Annotated in this window: 1 protein-coding gene and 1 pseudogene; one reads left to right on the top strand and one right to left on the bottom strand. The window is 64.7% G+C overall.

Annotation, left to right across the window (positions count from 1 at the left end; all coding sequences use genetic code 11):
* Positions 1 to 157 precede the first annotated feature (157 nt).
* Entirely contained in the window at positions 158 to 466 is a 309-nt protein-coding gene (locus ACYQ77_RS44790; RefSeq protein WP_459723657.1) for a hypothetical protein, read from the bottom strand.
* Between the two features lie 920 nt (positions 467 to 1,386).
* On the opposite strand from ACYQ77_RS44790, the pseudogene ACYQ77_RS44785 reads away from it, so the two are divergent.
* Positions 1,387 to 1,582: pseudogene (locus ACYQ77_RS44785) on the top strand (MFS transporter); the annotation flags it as partial.

Below are 1,582 nucleotides of genomic sequence, written 5' to 3'. Positions count from 1 at the left end.
TCCGCGACCGCGGTGACTGGCGGAGCCCCACCAGTGACGCGACCCGCGGCAACGGCATCCGGCTCATGCGGGCCTGCACCGCTGACTTCACCATCCAGCACAGCATCAGCGGCACCACTGTCCGGCTCCGCAGCCACCCACTTCCCGCCCTGCCACATCACGGCCCCGTGGACACGACGGACGACACCGGAGCCGCCTGATCACCGGCGGTCACGGGTGCCAGCAGCTCGATGAACGTCCCTTCTGCATGTGCGGGATCATGACCACCCGGGGAGGTCGAAAGCCCTCCGCACGTCACGAGTGTGAGCCGCGGTGGGCCGTCACGTTCGAAGATCCGGTCCATCGGCACCACGGCCCTGTCGAACCGCTCACGCACGATCACCCGGTACTCCTCGAACTTGCGATCACCGCCGCTGGAAACACGTGGAGTCTCGGCAATGTGTGGGCCCACCTCCGCATCGTCCAAAAGAACCCCTGGCTCCGCTGACACACCCCATCTCTGCCGGTCACCCACCCGGGCGGTCGGCAGAGCCACTCCGTGCTCGTCACAAAGGATCGCCCGGTTCTCTGCGGAATACACATCGAACATCCGAACCGATCGCATCGCAGGTTGCCTGGCGATCTATTAGTCCAAGCGGGTAAATATCTTTCGCGGCCGGTGCAATTCACGATCCGTCGTGTTTTACTCACATCACTCGCGGCGCAGCGAGACCAGTTCAGACACGGGAATCAGGATCTCAGTGCGCGGCGAGCACACGGTCAGTTCGGTGCATGAGAAGATTGAAGGCGCGGGGAGGGACAGAAGCAACGCGCTGATATCTCTCCCCGAGTCGATCACCAGATCTGGCCACGGCCGGAGGCGGGCGAGACCTCGCAGAAACGGGCTGCCGTCTCCCCGCTTCCGGCCACCCGGCTGCACATCATTCGACGACACAGCGACACGCCTCAAAAGCAGGCCACTCAGCAGAGAACGTGACATGCCTGCGTTTCACGCAATCGATCGCCACCCAAATTCCCTATTCACCTTTCCACCCACCTGGAAACAGGCACACAGCATTCCAGAAATCTCAGCACGAATTCACGTGCCCGCGTGGACGAGGCCCCGCGGCACGGGCGGCCGGGCTCGGTAGGCGCGGGTCGGGTGGGGAGGCGCCCACGCCCACCGAGGTGTGCAACTGTCCTGCTGAGCGGCGATCACCTCCGTCAACCCAGTCCGTGCGACGTCGATCTACGTTCGGTCTGCCTCTGCATTGTTCGGCGTCGACGGTCAGCGTGACGTCACTCCAACCAGGCACACGGACGCGGGTCGCCGTGCGGCGGTGAGCGTCCGGGGTGAGGATGACCGAGACACATCGCACCACGAGCGAGACAGTCGAGGAGACGGTGATGTGCCCGGCGCACGAACCATCCGCAGGAACCTCCTCGGCGAGCCGTGCCCCGACCGTCGGCAAGCGCGCGCTGATGCTGGTGCTGGCGATGGTGGGCTTCGCCGTGAACTTTTGGGCGTGGGCATTGCTCAGCCCGTTGGGTCCGTTGTTCAAGGAGGACCTGGGGCTGAGTGCTTTCCAGCAGGCGCTGCTGG

The organism is Actinophytocola sp. KF-1 (assembly GCF_054661535.1).
Note: the sequence above shows the minus strand (reverse complement) of the source record. Positions and strands in the feature narration are given on the sequence as shown.